Source organism: Actinomyces viscosus (assembly GCF_900637975.1).
Lineage (GTDB): Bacteria > Actinomycetota > Actinomycetes > Actinomycetales > Actinomycetaceae > Actinomyces > Actinomyces viscosus.
On record NZ_LR134477.1, the window covers coordinates 1,541,754 to 1,558,493 of the forward strand.

The window sequence follows — 16,740 nt, forward strand, 5'->3', positions numbered from 1 at the left end:
GACGACGGCCGGCTACGGAGCCGGACACCGCTGCGAGCGCTCACCATGCGCCCGCCGGGCACCAGAATCGCATGACGGACCCCGCGACCGCACCGACCTCGGCGCAAAATCACAACGGGGCACGCGCTGAGCGAAGCGTTCTCTCCCGGGACCCGGCCGGCAGAAAAAGCCGGGAGCGCCCACCAAACAGCGACCGGTTGTCAGCGGTGGGCCGGAGGAACACTCGGAGAAACGACGCCCCGCGTCCGGGCCGCGCCCTCCGGGGCGCCGGCCGCGTCCTCGACCGCCCCGCTCACTCCGCCCGGAACCGGGCCTCATCCTGCTAGATTGTGCGTATCGTCACCCTTTCGTGACGACCGTCCCGATCGTGCCCAATCGTTACGCTTGGGCTGGTGGTGAGCGTCCCCGGCTCGCCAGGAGGAGGAGCCCGACGTGGCTGAGGAATACAGCGAGTTTGCCATCACGATGCGCGGCTACGACCGCGCCCAGGTCGACCGGAAGCTGGAGCAGCTCTCGCGCCAGCTGGCCGACGCGCGTCGTGAGGTCGCCAGTCTTGACCAGCGCGCCATGACCCTGGCCGGTGAGCTGGCCGACGCGCAGCGCCGGCTGCGGGAGTCCGACAAGCCGACCTACGCCGGCCTGGGCTCCCGGATCGAGCAGCTGCTGCGCAGCGCCGAGGAGCAGAGCGCCTCCGTACTGTCCAAGGCCAACGCCGAGGCCGATGCGCTGCTGACCCGTACCCGGACCAACGCCAAGAACCTCTCGGAGCGCAGCGCCTCCGAGGCGGCGACCCTGCTCGCCGACGCCCGCCGCGAGGCCAGCGAGCTGCGCTCCCGCTCCCAGGGAGAGGCCTCCACCGCCCTGGCCAACGCCGAGGCCCGCGCCCAGGAGCTCGTCTCCTCCGCCTCACGCAAGGCCGCCCAGATCTCCGCCGACTCCGAGGCGGCCGTCACCGAGATGCGCGCCACCGCCGAGCGCGAGGCCGCGCTGGTTCTGTCTCAGGCGCGCAAGCAGGCCGCCGAGATCGCCATCACCTCCGAGCGTGACGCCACTGCCAACCGCGAGGCCGCTGCGGCCGAGGCCGACGAGCTGCACAAGACCTCCACGGCGAAGGCCGACGAGATCCTCTCGGCCGCCAAGCAGGAGGCCGAGCTGACCGTCGGCAAGGCCAAGCGCGAGGCCGAGGAGATCCTCACCTCTGCACGCAACGAGTCGGAGACCCTGCGCCGCTCGGCCACCGATGAGGCCGCCGCCGCCCGCGCCGAGGCCACCGAGCTGCGCCAGCAGGCCACCTTGGAGATCGCCGCGGCGCACGAGCAGGCCGCCCAGGAGGACTCCGACGCCCACGAGGCCACCCGCGAGCGCATCCGCGAGATGCAGGAGCAGGCCCAGGTCCAGGCCCAGGAGGCCGAGGAGCGTCTTCAGGAGGCGCTCTCCCGTGCCGAGGAGGTCCGCGCTCGCACCGACTCCGAGGCCCGCAAGCGCCAGGAGGAGGCGGTCGCCCAGGCCGAGGAGACCCTGGCCCAGGCCCGGATCGAGGCCGAGCAGATCGTCAGCGACGCCCGTGCCGACGCCGACGTCACCGCTCAGGTGGCCGCCCGCCAGCTCCAGGAGCTCGAGCGCCAGCGCGACTCGGTCTCCGCCTACCTCACCGAGATGCGCGGTGTCCTGGGTGGTGTCCTGCCCCAGGCCCCCACTTTCAGCGACCATGTCGCGGCCCTGCCCCAGGAGGCTCAGGAGCCGGCGCAGGAGCAGTCCTCGGCCGCATCGGCGGAGCCGGCCGCCAGCAGCGACGCCAGCAGTGGCAGCGCCAACAGCGCCAACGCTGCCAACGCCGCCGGCTCGGGTGGTGCCTCTGCGACCTCGGCGACCTCGGCGCCGTCGGCCACCTCCGCCTCCGCCCCGGCCGGCAGGACGGCCGCCGCGGCATCGAGCAGCGGCCAGCAGGCGGGTGCGCAGCCGACCCCGAAGAACACCCAGAAGGGCGGCCGCATCGAGAACGTGCCTGCCCCCGCCAGGGGCTCCGGCAACGCCGGCAACCGCCACCCCCGTCAGGGCAAGGGGCGCCGCTGAGGCGCGAGCGTGACAGCCGACGACGCCGCCCGGTCGGGGCAGGAGTCATCCAGCGCCTGCGGCCCTGGTGGCTCCGGGGACTCCGACTGGGCGGCGTCGCGTCGTCGAGCGGCTGTCCAGCGGGCCCGCATGCTTCAGGAGCGTCAGGAGGCCGAGCAGGCCCGAGCCGCCCGCATCGTCGGCCTCTTCCTCAGGGTCGCCCACGATGAGGGGCTTGAAGCGGTTCCGCTGCGCGTACGCGGCTACTCGGGCGGCAGCGCCCGTACCCCGCTGCGCGGCTGGTACCTCAGAGCCGATGAGACCGTCGGCATCGACACCGACGGGCGCTTCTACGTCCTGTCGATGCCATTGAGCCTGGCCCGGCGTCTGAGCGGGGTCAGGCCCGAGAGCCAGCCGGTGCCGATGACCATCGGCGAGGGCGGGCGCGACGGCGACATCGTGCCGCTGCGCTTCGCCCTGGACCGCCTGCTGCCGGGCTGGGAGGAGCGCTCCCCCGAGCCGCTGGTGTGAGTACCCGGCGGGCTGCCGGACCGGGTCGGGCTACCAGAGCCTGCGCTCCCAGCAGGAGGTGTGCCAGTGGCGCCGCTCCTCCAGCCCCCGGTCCGCCCCGAAGAGAGACTCGTTGGTCCAGGCCACCACGTGAGCGGTGCCGGCGGGAATGACGCGGTGACATCCGGGGCAGGTGTAGGGCTTGTCCCCGCCCTGCAGGTAGCGCACGGTGAAGTCGGCCCCGCCGGGGCCGGTCTGGGTGCGCGGCACCGAGGCGAGCCGGTCCATGCTCAGGGGGATGTGCCCCTGCCCGTAGGGGCGCTTGGATCTGCGACGTGCCATACCCCGATCTCACCACATCTGGCTCCCACCCCCAAGCCGGGGGCGGGAGCCAGATGTGACAGCGGGTACGCCGCGGGTGTCCTGTAAGAGGGCAGGCCGTGCTGCGCGCCTCCTCAGCCCTTGACTGATCCGGCCATGAGACCACCGACGAAGTACTTACCCAACAGGATGTAGACCGCCAGGGTGGGCACCGAGGCGATGAGGGCGCCGGACATGGAGGCTCCGTAGTCGGCCAGGATCGAGCCGTGGGCCAGATTGTTGAGCGCCAGCGTCACCGGCCCGGACTGGGCCCCTCCGCCGAAGAACAGGGCGAACAGGAAGTCGTTCCAGGCGGAGGTGAACTGCCAGATGAGGACGACGACGAAGCTGGGCACCGAGATCGGCAGCACCACCGAGGCGTAGGTACGCAGCATTCCGGCCCCGTCCACCCGAGCGGCCTCGATGAGCTCGCTGGGGATCGTCTCGTAGTAGTTGCGGAAGATGAGCGTCGTGATCGGGATGCCGTAGACCACGTGCATGAGGATGAGCGTGTGGATCCCGAAGCCCAGGTCGACGCTGGTCACCAGCCGCATGAGCGGGATCATGACGGCCTGGTAGGGGATGAACATGCCGAACAGGATGAGGGTGAAGACCACGTTGGCCCCGGGGAAGCGCCACTTGGACAGGATGAATCCGTTGGCGCTGCCCAGCATCGCCGAGATGATCGAGGAGGGGATGACCAGGGCCAGGGAGCGCAGCAGCCCTCCGCTGAGCTGGTTCCAGGCGTTGGACCAGTTCTTGGTGACCCAGACCTCGGGCAGGTACCAGGTGCGGGAGGGATCGGCGTCGGCGGATCCCTTGAAGGAGGTGACCAGCAGGACGTAGACCGGGATGAGCACCAGGATCACCGAGGCCAGCAGCAGGAGGAAGCGGACGGTCTGACCCCAGCCGGGACGGCGGGAGCGCGTCGGGAGAGTCTGCGAGAGATTCTGCGCCATCGCCGCTCACCTCCTGCCCTTGGCGTCGTGGATGAGGTAGGGGATGACGGCGATGGCGACCAGGACCAGCAGGATCGTGCCGACGGCGGCGGCGTTGGAGTAGTCGTTGTCCGTCATGAAGTTGAACATGTCGATGGCCGGGACCTTGGTGGAGTAGGTCCGCTGGTCCGTGATCGACATGATGAGGTCGAAGGACTTCAGTGACATGTGCCCGATGATGATGACGGCGCTCAGGGCGATCGGGGTCAGCTGGGGGAAGATGATCGACTTGTAGAGCTGCCACTCGCTGGCGCCGTCGACGCGGGCGGCCTCGCGCAGGTCGTCGGGAATGCCGCGGAAGCCCGCCAGGAACAGCGCCATGACGTATCCGGCCAGCTGCCACACGGCCGGCAGCGCGATGGCCAGGATTCCCCAGGTGGTGTTCTGGGTCCACGAGTTCTCCAGGAACCTCAGGCCGGTCATCTCGAAGAGCCGGTTGAGCCCCGAGGCCTGCTCCCCTTGCGCGGAGTTGAGCAGCCACCGCCACACCACGCCGGAGGCGACGAAGGAGACGGCCATGGGGAACAGGAAGATCGAGCGGAAGACCCCTTCGCCCTTGATGGGCCGGTCCAGGAGCCAGGCCCACAGGAAGCCGACGACGAGGGTGCCGGCCAGGAAGGTGACGGTGAACAGGATGAGGTTGATGAAGGAGTGCCGGAAGTCGGGGTTGGTGAACAGGGTGGTGAAGTTGCTCAGCCCGACGACGCTGGTCCCCTTGCGCCCGGAGACCTGTCCTGCGGTGTGCATGTCCAGCAGGGAGGTATTGATGTTGATCCCGATCATCCCGTAGACGAAGATGCCGACGAGGATGATCGAGGGCGAGATGAGCAGGAGTCCGGGTCCCCACTGCCTCCAGCTCGCCCGACGGCGCCGCACGGGGACGCTCTTGGTGCTCACAAGGTTCTCCTGATGCGTTGGCGGCGGGTCAAGCCGCACATGGTGGTGATGAGCGACAGCCGGCCGGTCTGTGACTGGTCAGTGACTGGTCAGTAACTGGTTCAGTGACTGATCGGTGACAGGTCTGCGGCCGGCTGGCCGGGGGCGGGAACGAGCCGGAGCGGACGCTCAGCCCGCCCCCACCCCCGGGAGCCGCTCAGGAGGCGGCAGCCGCCTTGAGGTCCGCCTGGAGGGCGGTGACGTCGGAGGCTCCTTGGGCGAACTTGGTCAGGGCGTCGTTCATCGCGTTGGTGGCCTTGGCGGGCAGGGCGGCGCCGTGGGCGATGGAGGAGACGATCTTGTCCTTGGCGAAGGACTCCATGGCCGAGCGCTGGTACTCGGAGAACTTGCCCTTCTCCTCGTCGCTGAGGTCCGTGCGCGCGGGGATCGAGCCCTTGACGGTGTTGAAGGCGATCTGGCCGTCCTTGGAGGAGATCGTGTTGAGCCAGTTCTTGGCGCCGCCGGGGTGCTTGGCTCCGTCGGGCAGCGTGAAGGAGTCGGCCAGGAAGTCGAAGACGCCCTCGGTGCCCGGGACCGGGAAGTAGATGTAGTCCTCCCCGGCCTTCTTGCCGGCGGCATCGAAGCCGGCCACGGCCCAGTCACCCATGACGTTGAAGGCGGCCTTGCCGTCCATGACGGGCTTCATGGCGGGCTCCCAGTCCTCGGTGTAGAGGGAGGAGTCGGTGTAGCCCACGATCGTCTTGTAGTGCCCGAGCGCCTTGGTGACCTCGGCGCCACCCCAGTCGGTCTTGCTGTCGAAGAGCCCGTTGTAGGCGTCCACCCCCAGGTCGGCGATGAGGATGGTCTCGAGCAGCTCGAGCTGGGTCCAGGCCATACCCATGGTGATAGGGGTCAGCCCGGCGGCCTTGACCTTCTCCATGTCGGCGATCCAGGCGTCGATGGTGGTGGCCGGCTTGGTCGGGTCGAGCCCGGCGGCCTTGAGCGCGGGCACCGAGGCCCACACGACGTTGGCCCGGTGGATGTTGGAGGGCACGGAGTAGATCTTGCCGTCGGAGTCCTTGAGCCGGTCCATGAGGGTGGCGGGGAAGGCCTCGTTGAGCTTGAACTCCTCGTAGAGGCTGGAGACGTCCAGCAGGTAGCCGGCCTCGATGTGGTCCTTGATCTCAGCGCCGGCGTGCGCCTGGTAGGTGTCCGGCGGGTTCTTGGCGGCCAGGTCCGCGGCGAGCTTCTGCTTGGCCTGGCTTCCGGCACCACCGGAGACGGCCTTGTTCTCGAACTTCGTCTTGGGGAACTGCTCGTTGAAGACCTTGATGAGGGCATCCAGGCCGAGCTTCTCCGAGCCGGCCGACCACCAGGTGACGACGTCGACCTCGCTGGCGTCCCCCTCACCGGCGGCCCCGGCCGACTTCGAGCCCGAGCTGGCGGAGGTTGCGCAGGCGGCCAGGGTGGCGGCGACTGCAGTGGTACCCAGTCCCGCCAGGACGGTGCGGCGGGAGAGGTAGTGGGTGGAACGCATGGGACTGCTCCTTTGAAACGACGTTGTCTCATGACCACGGCACCGTTGCCGCGGGAGGTGAGCGGAGATGACGGAGAGTCATCTGATCTCGGCATCGAAGAGTAGACCCAAGCTGAGCGAAACTCAAACGTATGTTGCGTTAACAATCATTAATCTGGTAAGTCGTCACATGTCTATACCAGTAACGGCACCGGTCCTCCTCGCCTGCCCTGGGCACGGGCAGAAAAAAGGTCCTCGCTGCCAAGCAGGCAGCGAGGACCAGTGAGGACCGACGACGTGTCAGCCGGGAGACCTCAGATGAGCCCCATGGAGGCCACGGTGTTCTTCTCCTCGACGAGCTCGGCCGCCGAGGCGTCGATCCGACCGCGGGAGAAGTCGTCGATCTCCAGGCCCTGGACGATCTTCCACTCGCCGTTCTCCGAGGTGCAGGGGAAGGAGGAGATGATGCCCTCGGGCACGCCGTAGGAGCCGTCGGACATGACCGAGGAGGAGGTCCAGGCCCCGGAGGTGCCCAGCACCCAGTCGTGCACGTGGTCGATGGCGGCAGAGGCGGCAGAGGCCGCCGAGGAGGCGCCGCGGGCGTCGATGATGGCGGCGCCGCGCTTGGCGACGGTCGGGATGAAGTCGTCCTCGACCCAGGTGCGGTCGGCCAGGATGTCGGTGACGGGAGCGCCCTTGACGGTGGCGTGGGTCAGGTCGGGGTACTGGGTGGAGGAGTGGTTGCCCCAGACGGTGACCTTGTCGATGTCGGTGACGTGGCAGCCGGCCTTGGTGGCCAGCTGGGCCAGGGCGCGGTTGTGGTCCAGGCGGGTCATGGCCGTGAAGCGCGAGGCGGGGATGTCGGGGGCGTGGGAGGCGGCGATGAGGGCGTTGGTGTTGGCGGGGTTGCCCACGACGAGAACCTTGATGTCGTCGGCGGCGCCGGCGTTGAGCGCCTCGCCCTGAGGACCGAAGATGCCGCCGTTGGCGGAGAGCAGGTCGGCGCGCTCCATGCCGGCCTTGCGAGGCATCGAGCCCACGAGGAAGGCGATGTTGGCGCCTTCGAAGGCGGCCTTGGCGTCATCGAAGATGTCGACGCTGCCCAGGGTCGGGAAGGCGGAGTCGAACAGCTCCATGGCGGTGCCCTCGGCGGCCTTGACGGCCGGCGGGATCTCCAGCAGGCGGAGGTTGACGCGCTGGTCCGGGCCGAGCAGGGCACCGGAGGCGATGCGGAACAGCAGCGCGTAGCCGATGTTGCCGGCAGCACCGGTGACGGTGATGTTGACGGGAGCGTTTGCCATCGAGGACTCCTTCGAGACGTGTGTCGTCGCGGGCCGCAGGCGGCAGCCCGGCAGGACAACGCTATGACGTTCGCGCAGGTGAACACACCGATCCACCACATTTCGTGACTCTCACCACTACGTCGGCCAGTGGTGGTGGAGATCCTGCTGGTAGCCGGTGATCTCAACGAGATCCTGACCGCTCCTGACAGCACCCCGTCCTGGTCGATACGCTGGAGTCCTCCCCCAGCCCGATTCTCGCCTCCAGGACCGTGATGAGCTCACGCCGATCCCTCGTGCCGCTTCCGGCGCCGCTGCGCCGCGGCTCCACCCCTCCACCCGTGGTCTCCTCACCCGCAGGGCGCCGTGCGGGCGCCGCCTCCTTCGGCCTGACGCTGCTGGGCGCCCTGGGCTCGGGGTGGTGCCTCATCTCCACCGGGCGCGCCCTGGGAGCACTCCTGCGCTCCTCGTCGGCGTCCGGCCTGCTGGCCCAGGCGCTGGCAGCGGCCGCCCTGAGCGCGGCCTGCCAGCTGCTGGCCCAGCGGGTGGCCCGCTCCAGCGCGCTCAGCGAGGAGGCCCACCTGCGCCGGCTCACGCTGGCTCACCTGCTGGGCCTGGGCCCGGCGCGCGCCGCCGACGTCCGTAGCGGCGCCACCGCCTCCCTGCTGACCGACGGCGCCGAGCGCGTGGCCCTCTACCGCCAGACCTTCCTGGCCCCCACCCTGGCCGCAGCCGCGGCGCCCCTGCTGGTGCTCGTCGAGCTGGCGGCCGCCGTCGACGTCGTCCCCGCCCTGGTGCTGGGTACGGCCGTCGTCGTGGTGCCGGCCTTCATCGCCTTCGCCCACTCGCGGCTGCGGGCCTCGTCGTCGGACTCGCGCCGGGCGCGCATGCGGCTGGCCGCCGAGTACCTCGACGCCATCCAGGGGCTGCGGACCCTCACCCTGGCCCGGGCCGCGGAGCGCACCAGCGCCCGCCTGCGCCTGGAGGGGGAGACGAACCGGCGCGCCGTCATGGGGCTGCTGGCCGGCAACCAGCTCGTCATCCTGCTCACCGACGGCCTCTTCTCGCTCTTCCTCATCACCGTGGCCGCGGGCCTGGCCCTGGTCCGCCTGTCCACCGGTGCGATCGAGGTCGGCGACGCGCTGGCGATCGTGCTGACCTCCTACGTGCTCCTGGAGCCGCTGGACCACGTGGGGGCCTTCTTCTACGTGGGGATGGGAGGCATGGCCAACCAGCGCGCCATCCGCAGGATCCTGTCTCGTCCCCTGCCCCGCTCCACTGCGCGACCCGCGGCACAGGACCGGCCGGCCGCCGGGGCGCAGGCCTGCGTCGTGCTCGACGACGTCGAGGCCACCTGGGGCGAGGAGCCAGTGCTTGAGGACGTGAGCCTGACCGTGCGCCGCGGCGAGCACCTGGCGGTCGTCGGACCCTCGGGGGCGGGTAAGTCCACGCTCATGGCGATGCTCGCCGGGAACCTGCTGCCCAGCGCCGGGTCCCTGCGCATCGAGGGCACCGAGCTGACCGCCGCCACCCAGGAGCAGGTGCGGGCGGCCTCGGCCCTGGTGGCGCAGACGACGTGGCTGTTCACCGGCACGATCGCCGACAACCTGCGCCTGGCCCAGCCCTACGCGACCCCCTCGCAGATGTGGCACGCCCTGGAGGTGGCCCGCCTGGACAAGGAGGTGGCCCTCATGCCCGAGGGGCTGGAGACGCAGGTCGGCGAGGCGGGCCTGGGGCTCTCGGGCGGTCAGGCCCAGCGGCTGTCCCTGGCTCGCGCCTTCCTGGCCGACCGTCCCGTGCTGCTCCTGGACGAGCCCACCAGCCAGGTGGACCTGGCCAGTGAGGCGGCCATCGTCGAGTCCATCGAGCAGCTGGCCCGGGGCCGGACCGTCATCACGATCTCGCACCGTGCGGGGGCGCTGACGACTGCTGACCGGACCGTGAGGGTCGAGGCCCGGGGACTCGTGGTCACTGCCCCCGCCGCCCCCACCGCCGACGGCGCAGGACCCGGCGCCGGCCCCGCCCAGACCGGTGACGCCGAGGACGGCACCGGTCAGGCCGGTGGCAGCGCCCCGGAGGCGGTTGCCGGAAACCACGGGGAGGAGCAGGCGTGATCGAGTCCAGGCGTTCATCAGTGCCCCGGTCGCAGGGGGCCGGCCGATCGGGTCGGCGGAGCGCGAAGGCTCAGGCCGGCGCGCCTGGGCAGGAGCACCCGTCGCGTGCGACGCTGGTGCGCTGGCTGCTCCAGGTCACCCGCCCGGTCCTGTCGCCGTTGCTGGGCTCCACGCTGTGCCGCACCATCGACCTGCTCAGTGGTGTGGCCCTGTTCTCCCTGGGGGCCTATGCCGTGGCCCGGATGGGGCTGGCGGTCTCGACCGGTGCGCCCCTGCCCGCCATCTGGCCGGTGCTGGCGGTCATGGCGGGACTGTCCCTGCTCAAGGCGGCGCTGCGCTACACCGAGCAGTTCCTCGGCCACCTGGTGGCCTTCAAGGCCCTTGAGCTGCTGCGCGGGCAGATCTTCCGCTCGCTCATCCCCCGCTCCCCCAGGGTCAGTGCGACGTCGCGCTCGGGCGACCTGCTGTCGCGGGCCACGAAGGACGTGGACCGCATCGAGGTGTTCTTCGCCCACACCTTCGCCCCGGCTGTCTCGGCCGTCATCACCCCGGTCGTGGTGCTCACGGTCATCGGCCTCAAGGTGTCCTGGCTGGTGGCGCTGGCGGCGCTCCCCTTCGCGGTACTCCAGCTGCTGGTCGTGCCCCGCCTGGGCTTCGCGCCCTCCCTGGAGGCCTCCCGCTCGACCTCGGCGGCGCGGGCGGATCTCACCCAGCACGTCACCGACACCGTTCAGGGCATGAGCGAGGTCGTCGGGTACGGGCGCAGCCAGGAGCGCCTCGATGAGATGGCCAGGATCGATGCGGAGATCATCGGGGCCTCGCGGCCCGGCGGCCAGTGGGCCTCCGTGCGCCGGGGCGTCAACCAGCTGGCGAGCCTGACCGCGCCGATCGTCGTCGTCATGGTCGGGGCGATGCTGCCCGCCACCGGCTCCGGTGCCGGCGTCCCCCTCCTGGCCGCCACTGCGGCGGCGGTGCTGCGGATGAGCGAGACCGTGCGCGGCGTCGAGGAGCTCTCGGGGGCGCTCAACGCCTCCTTCGCCTCGGCCGAGAGGGTGTGGGAGGTTGTCAACGCCCCCGTGGAGGTGAGCGACGGCGACCACGAGCTGACCAGCGGCATCTCCCACGAGGTCCTGTGGCAGGACATCAGCTACTCCTACCCCAGTACCGCCGCGCAGGCCGTCCACGGGGTGAGTCTGAGGGCCAGGGCCGGCAAGTGGACCTGCATCGTGGGAGCCTCCGGCTCGGGCAAGTCGACGCTGGCCCAGCTGGCGCTGCGCTTCGACGAGCCCGAGTCGGGCCGCATCCTCGTCGACGGCCAGGACGTGGCCGACCTGCGCGCCATCAGCCTCTACCAGGAGATCGGCATGGTGGATCAGCGGGTCCACCTCATGCGCGCCTCCATCATCGACAACGTTCGCCTGGCGGCGCCGTCGGCCAGTGACGCCCAGGTGCGCCGGGCCTGCCGGGCCGCCTGCATCGATGAGGACATCGAGGCCCTCGAGGACGGCTACCACACGCTCGTGGGTGAGCGAGGCCAGTCCCTGTCCGGGGGCCAGCGCCAGCGCCTGGCGCTGGCGAGGGCCCTCCTGGCCCGTCCCGGCGTGCTCATCCTCGATGAGTTCACCTCGCATCTGGACCCCGAGCTGGACGAGCGCGTGCGCATCGGGGTGCGCACCTACCTGCCGCAGGCCACGATCATCGAGATCACCCACCGCCTGCAGTGGTCCGAGCAGGCCGACCACGTCGTCGTCATGGACGCCGGGACGGTGGTGCAGGCGGGCCCGCCGGCCAAGCTCCTGGCCGAGCCCGGGCCGCTGCGCACGCTCACCAACCGCGGACACTGACCCCCACATGCCGATCGGGCGCCGAGAGTCCCGGTGACTCTCGGCGCCCGATTCGTAGGTGGACGCGTTCTACTCCCCGGAGCGGGTGGCGGCGGCCGAGGCCTCCAGCTCCTCGGGGCTGACGACGCCCTCGACGCTGACGGCGTTGAGGTAGGCCATGCCGTCGAAGGAGAGCTCGCGGACGTTCTCCGGGTCGCCCTCGTCGTTGACGGAGCCGCCGGCCATGCGGTCCACGATGATGGCGATGGCGCCGTCACCGGTGACGTTGGTGGCGGTCCCGAAGGAGTCCAGGGCGATGTAGGTGGCGATCATGAGGGCGACCTGCTGGTCGTCGAAGCCGAGCATGGATGACAGCAGTCCGGTGGCCGCCATGATGGCGCCCCCGGGCACACCCGGTGCGGCCACCATCGTGATGCCGAGCATGAAGATGAAGCCGACCCACTGGGCGGTGCTCACGTGCAGGTCCTGGGTGAGGACGATGGCGAAGGCGAAGGAGAAGATCTTCGAGGTCGACCCCGCCAGGTGGATCGTGGCGCACAGGGGGATGGTGAAGGAGGCCACCGCGTCGGACACGCCGTTCTTCCGCGTCTGGCGCAGGGTGACCGGGATCGTGGCCGCCGACGACGAGGTGCCCAGAGCCGTCAGGTAGGCCGGGACCATGGTGAGCAGGGCCTTGAGCGGGTTGCGGCGCCCGATGATCCCGGCGAGGACGAACTGGATGGCCAGGATGACGACCTCGAGGATGAGGACCACGACGACGACCCGCAGGAGCGCCTTCATGACCGAGCCCGCCGCGCCCGTGTAGGTGAGGTTGAGGAAGATGCCGAAGATGTGCAGCGGCAGCAGCGGGATGATCATCCGCTCGATGAGCCGGGTGATGATGGCCCGGAACTCGATGGAGCCCTTGCGCAGGACTCCCCGGGGAACCAGGGACAGACCGATGCCGAAGATGAAGGAGAGCAGCAGGGCGGTCATGACCTCCACCGGCGGGGGCATCTCCACGGTGAAGTAGCTGCTGAGCGCTCCCTCGGGCTTGGCGACGTCGGCCAGGGAGGTCCCGGCGAGCAGGCGGGGGAAGGTGGCGGCACACACCAGGAAGGTGAGGAAGCCGGCGAAGAGGGTGGAGGTGTAGGCCAGGGCCGTGGTGATGCCGAGCCACTTGCCGGCGCCGCGCCCCAGGTCGGCGATGGCGGGGGTCACCAGGCCGATGATGATGAGCGGGATGGCGAAGTTGAGGAACTGGCTGAACAGGTCGGAGAAGGTCGCGAAGACGTTGCCGACCGCCTTGGGGATGATCGGGTGGCCGCCGACCCGGATCGACCCCAGGATCAGGGCTGCCAGGATGGCGCCGATGACCCAGGTCAGGATGCTGTGGCTGAGGCGGTGGCCCAGCGATGGAGGGGCCGAGGGAGTGCTTGTCATAGGGGACCTTCAGGGTGCGAAACGAGGTGACGAGACGTCTTCAATGGGCTCAGCGTGCCATACCGATCGGTCGCGGCGCCGCCCGGGACCAGGAAATGGGCACTCTGAGGGATCAGATCACAGTCAGTCGCGTGAACGGAACGACTGGAGAAATCAGCGCTGCCGGTGGTGTGGGACCGCCGCTCACAGGACGTGGGGCAGGTTGACGTACGGGGACAGGAGGAACAGGACGGCGGCCAGGCCGATGCCGAAGACGACGTCGAACAGGCGGCTGCGCGCCGCCAGCCAGGTGCCGTCGGGGCGCTGGATCCGGACGATGGCCAGCGCCAGGATCCCGGTGGCCGCCCACAGGACGGCGATACGGCGGTGTCCCAGCAGCGCGATGGCGGGAACCGCCGCCAGGCCGATGGCCACGAGAACGACGCAGATGGTGCGGTAGGGCTCCTTGTGCTCGGCCTGCCGGGGATGCGGGTCGTGAGTCACGGTGGAGAGCCTATCGGCGCACCAGGGCGCGGGTCCACGACCTTCTTCCCCCATCCCCCGCCTCGGTGCCCCCTGCCTCGGTCGTCAGTGGGCGAAGTGCCGGGTGCCGGTGAGGTACATGGTGACGCCGGCGGCCTGGGCGGCGTCGATGACCTCCTGGTCGCGAATGGACCCGCCGGGCTGGACGACGGCGCGCACCCCGGCGTCGATGAGGACCTGGAGGCCGTCGGCGAAGGGGAAGAAGGCGTCGGAGGCGGCCACGGCCCCGCGGGCGCGCTCCGGGACGGCGGCGCTGCCCGCCTCGCCCAGGACCTCGGCGGCGTCGGCCCCGCCGACGGCTCCCTTCTCCTTCTGGGAGCCGCCAGCCGCGGCGTCGCCGGTGGAGCGGGCGCCCAGGGTGTTGGCGCGCTCAACGGCCAGCCTGCAGGAGTCGACGCGGTTGACCTGCCCCATGCCCACCCCGACGGTGGCGCCGTCCTGGGCCAGGAGGACCGCGTTGGAGCGCACGGCGCGCACCGAGCGCCAGGCGAAGGCGAGCTCGGCCAGCAGGGCGTCGTCGGCGGCGGGCCCGGCGGCCAGGGTCCAGGTCGCCGGGTCGTCGCCCGGGGCGTTCAGGACGTCGCGCTCCTGGATGACGGCGCCGCCGGAGACCTGCTTGATCTCGTAGCCCTCGCGCTGAGGGGGCTCGACGACGAGCAGGCGGAGGTTCTTCTTGGTGGACAGGATCTCCACGGCCTCGTCGTCGAAGGCGGGGGCGGCGACGACCTCGGTGAAGATCGGCTTGATCTGGCGGGCCATCTCGGCGGTGACGGTGGCGTTGGTGGCGATGACGCCGCCGTAGGCGGAGACCGGGTCGCAGGCGTGGGCCTTGCGGTGAGCCTCGGCGACGTCGCCGGCGGCGGACACGGCGATGCCGCAGGGGTTGGCGTGCTTGACGACGGCGACCGTCACGGCGTCTCCGTGGTCGTAGGCGGCGCGCACGGCGGCGTCGGTGTCGGTGTAGTTGTTGTAGCTCATGGCCTTGCCGTGGAGCTGACGGGCGCCGGCCACTCCCCCGCCGGCCCCGGCGGTGCGGTAGACGGCGGCGCGCTGGTGGGGGTTCTCCCCGTAGCGCAGGCTCGCCAGGCGCTCGTAGCCGGCGCCGACGTAGGCGGGCAGGGCGGCCGGCTCGCCGGAACCGTCGCCTTCGGCATCGGCCACGCCGGCGGCGTCGGCCTCGACCTGCCCGGCCAGCCAGGTGGACACGGCGGCGTCGTAGGCGGCGGTGTGGGCGAAGGCCTCGGCGGCCAGGCGGCGTCGGGCGGCCAGGGTGAAGCCGCCCTCGCGTACGGCGGCGGCGACGTCGTCATAGCTCGCGGGGCTGGTAACGACGGCGACGGCGGGGTGGTTCTTGGCGGCGGCGCGCACCATGGTGGGCCCGCCGATGTCGATCTGCTCGACGCAGGCGTCGAAGGGGGCGCCGGAGGCGACGGTGTCGCTGAAGGGGTAGAGGTTGACCACGACCAGGTCGATGGGGGTCACTCCCAGGGCCTGGAGCTGGTCGAGGTGGTCGGGCTTGCGGCGGTCGGCGAGGATGCCTGCGTGGACGGCCGGGTGGAGGGTCTTGACCCGTCCCTCAAGGCACTCGGGGAAGCCGGTGACCTCCTCCACCGGGGTGACGGCCAGGCCGGCGGCGGCGATGGTGGCGGCGGTGGAGCCGGTGGAGACGATCTCGACGCCGGCGTCGGCCAGGGCGTGAGCGAGTGGGACGAGGCCGGTCTTGTCGTAGACGGAGACGAGGGCGCGTCGCACGGGGAGGCGGTCGGGGCTGACGAGGCCCTCGGTGGGGACGGGGGTGGTGGGAACCGCCTCCGCGGCGGGCTGGCTGACGGTCTGGTCCGGCTGAGATGACTGGGAGGACGACGACGGGGACATGGCGCTCCTGGTGCGGCGTGAGGGTGCGGGACGCCCAGGCGGGCGACGTCCCGTTCATGGACGGCCTCGGCCACTCCCCGGTGGTGCCCCACCCTCGCCAGTTGCGGCCGCCCCCATCCTATCGGGTGGATCCGCTCACGCGCCTGACTCGCAGCGGTCCCAGCGATCCCGGGACTCGTGTCCGGGCGTGGCTCCGAGGGCAGCTCCGGGTGCGTTTCTGGAGACGATTCCGGGCCTGGTTCCAGGTGGAGGGATCCGCGTCTTATCCATCCGTCAGGGCCGCCGGCGCCGCTGATCGCTCTCGAAGAATCCGGCGGGGCCCACCCAGCGCGCACTTGCACCATCAGTTACCTTTACTTTACTCCTATTTTAGTCCGATCAACTAGAGGAGAGGTTGATGAGTATGACTGCCTCCAAGACCTCCGTCCCGGACCGGGCCGAGCACAACGCCTTCTTCCCCTCCGAGTACTCGCTGGGGCAGTACGTCCCGGCGAGGACCGACTTCGACGGCGCCGTCGGGGCGCCCCAGGTCACCTCCGGCCCCCGCAAGATCCTGGCCATCGCCGTGGACGAGCGCTACCTGCCCACGCAGGGCGGCAAGCTGTTCTCCACCGGCAACCACCCGGTGGAGACCCTGCTGCCCCTCATGCACCTGCAGGCCGCCGGCTACGAGGTCGAGGTGGCCACGCTGTCAGGCAACCTGGCGAAGTTCGAGATGTGGGCGTTCCCCGCCAAGGATGAGGCGGTCAAGACCGCCTACGAGGGCCTGCTGCCCGCCCTGGAGCACCCCAAGCGCCTGGCCGACGTCGTCGCCACCGAGCTCGGTGAGGACTCCGAGTACGCCGCGGTGTTCATCCCCGGCGGCCACGGCGCCATGGGCGGCGGCGTTCCGGACAGCGCCGACATCAAGGACACCCTGGTGTGGGCGCTGGAGAACGACCGCCCGGTCATCACCCTGTGCCACGGCCCGGCCGCCCTGTGCGCCGCCACCGACGAGGAGGGGGCCTCCTACTTCGCCGGCTACTCGCTGTGCGTCTTCCCCGACGCCCTGGACAAGGGCGCCAACGTGGAGATCGGCTACCTGCCCGGGCAGCTGACCTGGATGCTGGGCGAGCGTCTCAAGCAGCAGGGCCTGACCATCGTCAACGATGGTATGAGCGGCCAGGTCCACCGCGACCGCCTCCTGCTCACCGGTGACAGCCCCCTGGCGGCCAATGCCCTGGGCCGCCTCGCCGTGGAGACCCTGACCGGCAGGACCTACAGCGCCTGACGAACTCGCTGGACGCTCACCCGGCGCTCACTCAACGTTCGGTCGGCCGGTTCACCGGCAGCGACATCACCGGTGAACCGGCCGACCGAACGGCCCGTTTC

Annotated in this window: 13 protein-coding genes and 1 riboswitch; of the genes, 5 read left to right on the top strand and 8 right to left on the bottom strand. The window is 70.6% G+C overall.

What is annotated here, in order from left to right:
* Window positions 1–432: 432 nt before the first annotated feature.
* A complete protein-coding gene (locus EL340_RS06645) occupies window positions 433–2,073 on the top strand; it encodes a DivIVA domain-containing protein (RefSeq protein ID WP_126413952.1) in 1,641 nt (546 codons plus the stop codon).
* Between the two features lie 9 nt (window positions 2,074–2,082).
* Complete coding sequence (locus EL340_RS06650) at window positions 2,083–2,583, top strand: hypothetical protein (protein WP_126413953.1); 501 nt, start codon at window positions 2,083–2,085, stop codon at window positions 2,581–2,583.
* A 30-nt stretch (window positions 2,584–2,613) separates the two neighbouring features.
* Here EL340_RS06650 and EL340_RS06655 read toward each other — a convergent pair whose 3' ends face one another.
* The 5 genes from EL340_RS06655 to EL340_RS06675 all read right to left on the bottom strand — a co-directional run bounded on the left by EL340_RS06655 (window position 2,614) and on the right by EL340_RS06675 (window position 7,613).
* A complete protein-coding gene (locus EL340_RS06655) occupies window positions 2,614–2,904 on the bottom strand; it encodes an Rv1322 family protein (protein ID WP_126413954.1) in 291 nt (96 codons plus the stop codon).
* 113 nt (window positions 2,905–3,017) lie between these two features.
* Entirely contained in the window at window positions 3,018–3,881 is an 864-nt protein-coding gene (locus EL340_RS06660) for a carbohydrate ABC transporter permease (RefSeq protein WP_126413955.1), read from the bottom strand.
* Window positions 3,882–3,887: 6 nt separating this feature from the next.
* Window positions 3,888–4,817, bottom strand: coding sequence for a carbohydrate ABC transporter permease (locus EL340_RS06665; protein ID WP_126413956.1), 930 nt, complete (start codon window positions 4,815–4,817; stop codon window positions 3,888–3,890).
* Window positions 4,818–5,013: 196 nt separating this feature from the next.
* Window positions 5,014–6,333, bottom strand: coding sequence for an ABC transporter substrate-binding protein (locus EL340_RS06670; RefSeq protein WP_126413957.1), 1,320 nt, complete (start codon window positions 6,331–6,333; stop codon window positions 5,014–5,016).
* Window positions 6,334–6,626: 293 nt separating this feature from the next.
* Window positions 6,627–7,613 carry a malate dehydrogenase gene (locus EL340_RS06675; RefSeq protein WP_126413958.1) on the bottom strand — a complete coding sequence of 329 codons (987 nt, stop codon included), beginning with the start codon at window positions 7,611–7,613 and terminating at the stop codon, window positions 6,627–6,629.
* A gap of 254 nt (window positions 7,614–7,867) precedes the next feature.
* Here EL340_RS06675 and EL340_RS06680 point away from each other — a divergent pair, with 254 nt between their 5' ends.
* Together EL340_RS06680 and EL340_RS06685 are read left to right on the top strand one after the other, a co-directional pair.
* Entirely contained in the window at window positions 7,868–9,706 is a 1,839-nt protein-coding gene (locus EL340_RS06680) for an ABC transporter ATP-binding protein/permease (RefSeq protein ID WP_126413959.1), read from the top strand.
* Window positions 9,703–11,550, top strand: coding sequence for an amino acid ABC transporter ATP-binding/permease protein (locus EL340_RS06685; protein WP_408608571.1), 1,848 nt, complete (start codon window positions 9,703–9,705; stop codon window positions 11,548–11,550). The genes EL340_RS06680 and EL340_RS06685 overlap by 4 nt, the downstream gene beginning before the upstream one ends.
* Before the next feature lie 69 nt (window positions 11,551–11,619).
* Here EL340_RS06685 and EL340_RS06690 read toward each other — a convergent pair whose 3' ends face one another.
* The 3 genes from EL340_RS06690 to purH form a co-directional block, all read right to left on the bottom strand.
* Complete coding sequence (locus EL340_RS06690) at window positions 11,620–12,972, bottom strand: dicarboxylate/amino acid:cation symporter (RefSeq protein WP_126413960.1); 1,353 nt, start codon at window positions 12,970–12,972, stop codon at window positions 11,620–11,622.
* Window positions 12,973–13,155: 183 nt separating this feature from the next.
* The gene (locus EL340_RS06695) at window positions 13,156–13,455 is read right to left on the bottom strand and encodes a DUF3017 domain-containing protein (RefSeq protein ID WP_126413961.1); all 300 of its coding nucleotides are present in this window, start codon (window positions 13,453–13,455) and stop codon (window positions 13,156–13,158) included.
* An 84-nt stretch (window positions 13,456–13,539) separates the two neighbouring features.
* Window positions 13,540–15,369 (bottom strand): bifunctional phosphoribosylaminoimidazolecarboxamide formyltransferase/IMP cyclohydrolase, encoded by a 1,830-nt coding sequence (gene purH, locus EL340_RS06700; RefSeq protein WP_232023256.1) that lies wholly within the window; start codon window positions 15,367–15,369, stop codon window positions 13,540–13,542.
* A 25-nt stretch (window positions 15,370–15,394) separates the two neighbouring features.
* Window positions 15,395–15,484, bottom strand: a riboswitch (ZMP/ZTP riboswitch).
* Between the two features lie 282 nt (window positions 15,485–15,766).
* Here purH and hchA point away from each other — a divergent pair.
* On the top strand, window positions 15,767–16,639 hold the full coding sequence (gene hchA / locus EL340_RS06710; RefSeq protein ID WP_232023257.1) for a glyoxalase III HchA: 873 nt from the start codon (window positions 15,767–15,769) through the stop codon (window positions 16,637–16,639).
* Window positions 16,640–16,740 lie beyond the last annotated feature (101 nt).